Origin of the sequence: Citrobacter sp. UYEF32 (assembly GCF_040546205.1) — a bacterium.
Taxonomy (GTDB): domain Bacteria; phylum Pseudomonadota; class Gammaproteobacteria; order Enterobacterales; family Enterobacteriaceae; genus Phytobacter; species Phytobacter diazotrophicus.
Genome location: NZ_JBEPNI010000008.1, coordinates 258,792 through 265,589, shown reverse-complemented (window position 1 = coordinate 265,589; position 6,798 = coordinate 258,792). Strand labels below are relative to the sequence as shown.

The 6,798-nt window shown below is 53.0% G+C and carries 8 protein-coding genes; all 8 read left to right on the top strand.

Going from position 1 to position 6,798, the window contains the following annotated elements:
• Window positions 1-335: 335 nt before the first annotated feature.
• The 8 genes from ABIB59_RS22380 to ABIB59_RS22345 all read left to right on the top strand — a co-directional run bounded on the left by ABIB59_RS22380 (window position 336) and on the right by ABIB59_RS22345 (window position 6,797).
• Window positions 336-749 carry a DNA polymerase III subunit psi gene (locus ABIB59_RS22380; RefSeq protein ID WP_354037084.1) on the top strand — a complete coding sequence of 138 codons (414 nt, stop codon included), beginning with the start codon at window positions 336-338 and terminating at the stop codon, window positions 747-749.
• Window positions 718-1,158, top strand: coding sequence for a ribosomal protein S18-alanine N-acetyltransferase (gene rimI / locus ABIB59_RS22375; protein ID WP_354037082.1), 441 nt, complete (start codon window positions 718-720; stop codon window positions 1,156-1,158). Before ABIB59_RS22380 ends, rimI begins: the two co-directional genes overlap by 32 nt.
• A gap of 18 nt (window positions 1,159-1,176) precedes the next feature.
• A complete protein-coding gene (yjjG, locus tag ABIB59_RS22370) occupies window positions 1,177-1,854 on the top strand; it encodes a pyrimidine 5'-nucleotidase (RefSeq protein WP_222557001.1) in 678 nt (225 codons plus the stop codon).
• Window positions 1,855-1,945: 91 nt separating this feature from the next.
• Window positions 1,946-3,535 (top strand): peptide chain release factor 3, encoded by a 1,590-nt coding sequence (prfC, locus tag ABIB59_RS22365; protein ID WP_039078247.1) that lies wholly within the window; start codon window positions 1,946-1,948, stop codon window positions 3,533-3,535.
• Window positions 3,536-3,920: 385 nt separating this feature from the next.
• Window positions 3,921-4,538: a molecular chaperone OsmY gene (gene osmY, locus ABIB59_RS22360; RefSeq protein WP_039078248.1), complete on the top strand. Its 618-nt coding sequence runs from the start codon at window positions 3,921-3,923 to the stop codon at window positions 4,536-4,538.
• 128 nt (window positions 4,539-4,666) lie between these two features.
• Window positions 4,667-4,828, top strand: a complete 162-nt coding sequence (locus tag ABIB59_RS22355; RefSeq protein ID WP_007373037.1) for a DUF1328 domain-containing protein — start codon at window positions 4,667-4,669, stop codon at window positions 4,826-4,828.
• Window positions 4,829-4,944: 116 nt separating this feature from the next.
• Window positions 4,945-6,021 (top strand): patatin-like phospholipase family protein, encoded by a 1,077-nt coding sequence (locus ABIB59_RS22350; RefSeq protein WP_039078249.1) that lies wholly within the window; start codon window positions 4,945-4,947, stop codon window positions 6,019-6,021.
• Window positions 6,018-6,797 carry a TatD family hydrolase gene (locus ABIB59_RS22345; protein ID WP_354037079.1) on the top strand — a complete coding sequence of 260 codons (780 nt, stop codon included), beginning with the start codon at window positions 6,018-6,020 and terminating at the stop codon, window positions 6,795-6,797. The genes ABIB59_RS22350 and ABIB59_RS22345 overlap by 4 nt, the downstream gene beginning before the upstream one ends.
• Window position 6,798: the final 1 nt, after the last annotated feature.

The window sequence follows — 6,798 nt, the reverse complement described above, 5'->3', positions numbered from 1 at the left end:
GTAAGCTCCCGGGGATACTCATCCTTGCCGCCTCGACGCATCATGAATGATTTTGTGTATGACAACGTTATCCTTCGCGCTGCCTCTTTGTTGGCAGCGTCTTCGTACCCCGGTCACTTACTTATGTAAGCTCCCGGGGATACTCATCCTTGCCGCCTCGACGCATCATGAATGATTTTGTGTATGACAACGTTATTCTTCACGCTGCCTCTTTGTTGGCAGCGTCTACACCCTATTAATACCTTTAATAGAGACAGAGAGAGGACAGAGACCAGATGGCGAAAATTCGTCGGGTTTGTTATATTTGCGCGCCTGACAGACAGGAGTGTTTCGCTATGACTTCCCGACGCGACTGGCAATTACAGCAACTGGGCATCACCCAGTGGTCCCTGCGCCGTCCGACGGCGCTGCAAGGAGAAATCGCAATTTCCCTACCCGCGCACATCCGGTTAGTGATGGTAGCTCCAGATCTTCCTGCATTGACTGAGCCGCTTGTTGGCGATGTGCTGCGTGCGCTTGCCGTCAGTCCGGACCAGGTTTTACAGCTCACCCCGGACAGGGTAGAGATGTTACCGCCGGACAGTACTTGCAACAGTTGGCAGCTGGGCATTGACGCGCCCCTCTCGCTCAAGGGGGCGCAGGTAACGACGCCTGGCCTCGATGAACTACGGGGCAACCCTGCGGCACGCGCCGCGCTATGGCGACAAATTTGCAATTATGAACACGATTTCTTCCCTCTCGACGACTGATTTAGCCCGCGCATACGAGATCGAAACCCGGGCGCACGCGTTTCCCTGGAGTGAGAAGACCTTCGCCAGTAACCAGGGCGAGCGCTACCTTAATTACCGTTTACTGGTGGGTGATGTGATGGCGGCTTTCGCTATTACTCAGGTAGTGCTGGATGAAGCCACCCTCTTTAATATTGCCGTCGATCCCGCCTGGCAACGTAAGGGGCTGGGTCGCCAGTTGCTTGAGCATCTGATCGGCGAGCTGGAAAAACGTGGCGTTTTGACGCTGTGGCTGGAAGTGCGGGCCTCCAATACCGCGGCCATCGCGTTATATGAAAGCCTGGGGTTTAATGAGGCGACAATACGCCGCAACTATTACCCCACAGCGCAAGGACGTGAAGACGCCATCATCATGGCGCTGCCAATTTAATAAATGAAAGGTGATGTAATGAAATGGGACTGGATCTTTTTTGACGCCGACGAAACGCTGTTTACCTTTGATTCGTTTGGTGGCCTGCAGCGAATGTTTCTGGATTACAGCGTGACATTTACTGCCGAGGATTTTAAAGATTATCAGGCCATTAACAAACCGTTGTGGGTGGAATATCAGAACGGTGCCATCACCGCACTACAATTACAGCATCAGCGCTTTCAGGGATGGGCGGAGCGTCTGCGCGTTGCGCCAGGCGACCTGAACAACGCGTTTCTCAATGCGATGGCAGAGATTTGCGCACCGTTGCCGGGGGCGGTTTCGCTCCTGTCGGCGTTAAAAGGGAAAGTGAAGCTTGGCATTATCACCAACGGTTTTACCGCATTGCAGCAGACGCGTCTGGAACGTACCGGTTTTCGCGACTACTTTGATTTATTGGTGATTTCTGAGCAGGTCGGCGTGGCGAAACCCGATCCGCGTATTTTCGACTACGCGCTGGAACAGGCACAAAATCCGGACCGCTCGCGGGTGTTGATGGTTGGCGATACCGCTGAATCGGATATCCTGGGCGGCACTAATGCGGGGCTTTCCACCTGCTGGCTGAACGCTAACGGCCGCGCGTTGCCCGAGGGGATCAACCCGACCTGGACCGTGACATCGTTAACCGAACTGGAGCAACTCCTGTGTAAACATTAATTGTCTGCACTCAGCCGTTGAGTACAATAGCCGCATTTTTCGAATTTCATAGCGTGGCCGAGGCCGCGCATTTTCACAGAAGAATTTTACTATGACGTTGTCTCCTTATTTACAAGAGGTGTCGAAGCGACGCACGTTCGCCATCATCTCGCACCCCGATGCCGGTAAAACCACGATCACTGAAAAAGTGTTGTTGTTCGGACAGGCTATCCAGACTGCCGGTACGGTTAAAGGTCGCGGCTCTAACCAGCATGCAAAATCTGACTGGATGGAGATGGAAAAGCAGCGTGGTATTTCTATTACCACCTCTGTGATGCAGTTCCCTTACCATCACTGTCTGGTCAACCTGCTCGATACCCCCGGGCACGAAGACTTCTCCGAAGATACCTATCGTACGCTGACGGCGGTTGACTGCTGTCTGATGGTTATCGATGCCGCAAAAGGCGTTGAGGACAGGACCCGCAAGCTGATGGAGGTTACCCGTCTGCGCGATACGCCTATCATCACCTTTATGAACAAACTCGACCGTGACATCCGTGACCCGATGGAGCTGCTGGATGAAGTGGAAAACGAGCTGAAAATCGGCTGTGCGCCGATCACCTGGCCGATTGGCTGCGGTAAGTTGTTCAAAGGCGTTTACCACCTCTATAAAGATGAAACCTATCTCTACCAGACCGGTAAAGGCCATACGATCCAGGAAGTCCGCATCGTTAAAGGGCTGAATAACCCGGATCTTGACGCCGCTGTCGGTGAAGATCTGGCGCAGCAACTGCGCGACGAACTGGAACTGGTTCAGGGCGCCTCTAACGAGTTCGATAAAGACCTTTTCCTGGCAGGTGAAATCACGCCGGTCTTCTTTGGTACCGCGCTGGGTAACTTTGGCGTTGACCATATGCTGGATGGCCTGGTGGAATGGGCCCCTGCGCCGATGCCGCGTGCGACCGACACGCGTGAAGTGGAAGCGGCGGAAGAGAAATTCTCCGGCTTCGTCTTTAAAATTCAGGCCAACATGGACCCGAAACACCGCGACCGCGTGGCCTTCCTGCGCGTGGTATCGGGTAAATATGAAAAGGGCATGAAGCTTCGCCAGGTGCGTCTTGGCAAAGATGTGGTGATCTCTGATGCGTTAACCTTTATGGCTGGCGATCGCTCGCACGTTGAAGAGGCTTATCCGGGCGATATCATTGGTTTGCACAACCACGGCACCATCCAGATTGGCGACACCTTCACGCAGGGTGAAATGATGAAGTTCACCGGTATTCCGAACTTCGCGCCGGAACTGTTCCGCCGTATTCGTCTTAAAGATCCGTTGAAGCAGAAACAACTGCTCAAAGGGTTGGTTCAGTTGTCAGAAGAAGGTGCGGTTCAGGTCTTCCGTCCCATCGCTAACAACGATCTGATTGTCGGTGCAGTCGGCGTGCTGCAGTTCGACGTTGTCGTTTCGCGTCTTAAGAGCGAATACAACGTGGAAGCGGTCTATGAGTCCGTTAATGTCGCTACCGCCCGTTGGGTGGAGTGCAGCGATGTGAAGAAATTTGAAGAGTTCAAACGCAAAAACGAAGTACAACTGGCGCTCGATGGCGGCGATAACCTGACATACATTGCCCCAACGATGGTTAACCTGAACCTGGCGCGTGAGCGTTACCCTGACGTTCAGTTCCACCAGACCCGCGAACACTAATCTCCTCTACGGAGCGCGGCAGGCGCCGTGCTCCGTCACTTTACCTGTCTTTTTAGCCCCTTGCGGAAAGTTCTTAAATAGCCGCATTTCCCTCTTCTCTGGTCACTTTTTAACCGCTTTCGCAAGCGTTTCTGCGATTGTGTTCTATATTTAACAAAGTAATGACATTTTGACTGGATATAAATCCTATTCAATGCGTGTTTAGCGGTTTTTTGTTCAGGAAAATAGGCATTACATAATATTAATTACTGACTTAAGTCTAATGAGTTAGCGTTAATAACCTAACTTATTGATTTGTCAGACTGGTGATTCACCACAGCAGGAAAAGCGGCCTTCATTGCTGCTTACCGCCCAAATTGTGGGCAAACCAACAGGATATAGATCGATGACGATGACAAGACTGAAGATTTCGAAAACTCTGCTGGCTGTCGTGCTGGGTTCTACCCTGGCAAGTGGTTCCGTAATGGCGGAAAACACGACGACCAATAAGGCGCAAAACGCGGCCGATAACGCAGGGCAAAAAATCGATAGCTCTATGAATAAAGTCGGTAATTTCATGGATGACAGCGCGATTACGGCGAAAGTCAAAGCAGCGCTGGTCGATCACGAAGATATCAAGAGTACCGATATCTCCGTAAAAACTGAGAAAAAAGTGGTGACGTTGAGTGGCTTCGTTGAAAGCCAGGCACAGGCAGAGCAGGCGGTAACCGTCGCGAAAGGGGTGGAAGGCGTTGCTTCAGTAAGCGACAAACTCCATGTTCGTGATGGTAAAAACACCTCTGCGAAAGGCTATGCCGGCGACACCGCGACAACCAGTGAAATCAAAGCAAAATTGCTGGCCGACGACATCGTTCCTTCCCGTAAGGTGAAAGTTGAAACGACCGATGGCGTTGTACAGTTGTCCGGTACCGTAGATTCACAGGCGCAAATTGAGCGGGCCGAAAGTATCGCTAAAGCGGTAGATGGCGTCAAAAGTGTGAAAAACGATCTGAAAGCTAAGTAACGAATTCCTAAATGTGCAATCCCGGCGCTTTGCCGGGAGTCAGTAGAACGCACCTGGAAAATATCGCCAGTGAGCATCCTGAGCGCTCACATTAGCGGTCGACATTAACTATGGTTAAGGAGAGTCTTATGTTTCGTTGGGGCATTATATTTCTGGTTATCGCGTTAATTGCCGCCGCTCTGGGCTTTGGTGGTCTGGCAGGTACGGCAGCGGGTGCCGCGAAAATTGTCTTTATCGTCGGTATCATTTTGTTCCTCGTCAGCCTGTTTATGGGCCGCAGACGCCCGTAGCGCGAGCTACCCTCTTAAACGAATCATCAAGCCAGTCCTCGTGACTGGCTTTCATTGTTTCTACGAGGGGAAAATTGCGTTACTTTGTTAAAACCTAACATCGAAAGGAAAGCAGGGTGGGGCAATATATTCCGGTAACGCTTGGCAACATTGCGCCATTGGCGTTAACGCCATTTCGCCCAGGCCGACTCGCTCTGGTATGTGAGGGAGGCGGTCAGCGGGGCATTTTTACGGCCGGCGTACTGGATGAGTTCATGCGCGCTGACTTTAACCCCTTTGACCTTTTTCTTGGCACTTCCGCCGGGGCGCAAAACCTGTCGGCATACCTGTGTAATCAGCCCGGTTATGCGCGTAAGGTCATTATGCGCTACACAACCACTCGCGACTTCTTTGATCCCGTACGTTTCGTGCGTGGCGGCAACCTGATCGATCTGGACTGGCTTATTTCTTCTACCTCAACTCAGATGCCGCTGGCGATGGACTACGCCGCGCGTGCCTTCGATACAGGCAAAGCCTTCTATATGTGCGCCTGCCGTCAGGATGACTACACGCCGGAATACTTCTCCCCCGACAGTCGTTCCTGGCTGGATATCATTCGCGCATCCAGCGCTATTCCCGGGTTCTATCGTCCGGGCGTTACCCTTAACGGCGTCAATTACCTTGATGGCGGCGTCAGCGACGCTATACCTGTTCAGGAAGCGGCGAAACGCGGGGCGAAGACCATTGTGGTTATCCGCACCGTGCCGTCGCAAATGTATTACACCCCTCAATGGTTTAAGCGAATGGAACGCTGGCTGGGAGAAAGCAGCTTGCAGCCTTTCGTTAATCTCGTTCAGCATCACGAGAAGACCTATTCGGCGACGCAGAAATTTATCGAAGCACCGCCCGGTAAGTTGCGCATTTTTGAAATCTACCCGCCGAAGCTTCTGCACAGTATGGCGCTGGGAAGCCGTTTACCTGCGCTGCGGGATGATTACAAACTGGGAAGACTCTGCGGGCGTTATTTCCTGGCGACGGTGGGTAAGCTGTTGGCAGAAAAGCCGCCATTAATTCGTCATGCGCCGCGCGTGGCCACGACTTCTGCCACCATCGTGGTGCCGCCAGCCGCCGTCGCCAACGATGCGGTCGATACGCCGCTTGTCAGCGCGGTTCAGGCCAACGATTTGCCTTTTAATAATGAGGATACTGCGTGACGTTCCGCTTTATCGATACTCACTGTCACTTCGATTTTCCCCCCTTCCAGGATGATGAATCGAACAGTATTACCCGCGCCAGCGCCGTTGGGGTCGAACAGATTATCGTCCCGGCGATTGGCTCACAGTACTTTGCCCGCGTTATCAAACTTGCCGGGGATTATCCGGCGCTCTATGCCGCGCTGGGGCTGCATCCGATCATCATTGAAGAGCATACGGCGAGCTGCCTGGAGCGCCTTGAGCAACTGCTCGCAACCCGTCCGCAGAAGGTGGTGGCGATTGGCGAAATTGGTCTGGATCTGTATCGTGATGATCCGCAGTTTGAACGTCAGCAGGCGGTGCTGGATGCGCAGCTTAAGCTGGCAAAGCGCTTTGATCTGCCGGTGATCCTGCATTCGCGCCGCACGCACGACAAGCTGGCGATGCACCTTAAACGCCATGACCTGCCGCGAACGGGGGTGGTACATGGCTTTGCCGGTAGCCTGCAGCAGGCGGAACGTTTTATCAGCCTGGGATATAAAATTGGCGTTGGCGGTACCATTACCTACCCGCGCGCCAGCAAGACCCGCGAAGTGATGGCGCATTTGCCGCTAAACGCTCTGTTGCTGGAAACCGATGCCCCGGATATGCCATTAAACGGTTTTCAGGGCCAGCCTAATCGCCCGGAACAGGCGGCTCGGGTCTTTGACACCCTCTGTGAATTACGCCCGGAAGCGCCAGACGTGATTGCTCAGGCGCTATTCGACAATACCCACGCTACGTTTTCGTTAAGCTGAT

What these genes read in the sequence shown, in the direction of transcription:
- ABIB59_RS22380 (WP_354037084.1), top strand. Translation starts at nt 336, where the DNA reads ATGACTTCCCGACGCGACTGGCAATTACAGCAACTGGGCATCACCCAG.
- rimI (WP_354037082.1), top strand. Translation starts at nt 718, where the DNA reads ATGAACACGATTTCTTCCCTCTCGACGACTGATTTAGCCCGCGCATAC.
- yjjG (WP_222557001.1), top strand. Translation starts at nt 1,177, where the DNA reads ATGAAATGGGACTGGATCTTTTTTGACGCCGACGAAACGCTGTTTACC.
- prfC (WP_039078247.1), top strand. Translation starts at nt 1,946, where the DNA reads ATGACGTTGTCTCCTTATTTACAAGAGGTGTCGAAGCGACGCACGTTC.
- osmY (WP_039078248.1), top strand. Translation starts at nt 3,921, where the DNA reads ATGACGATGACAAGACTGAAGATTTCGAAAACTCTGCTGGCTGTCGTG.
- ABIB59_RS22355 (WP_007373037.1), top strand. Translation starts at nt 4,667, where the DNA reads ATGTTTCGTTGGGGCATTATATTTCTGGTTATCGCGTTAATTGCCGCC.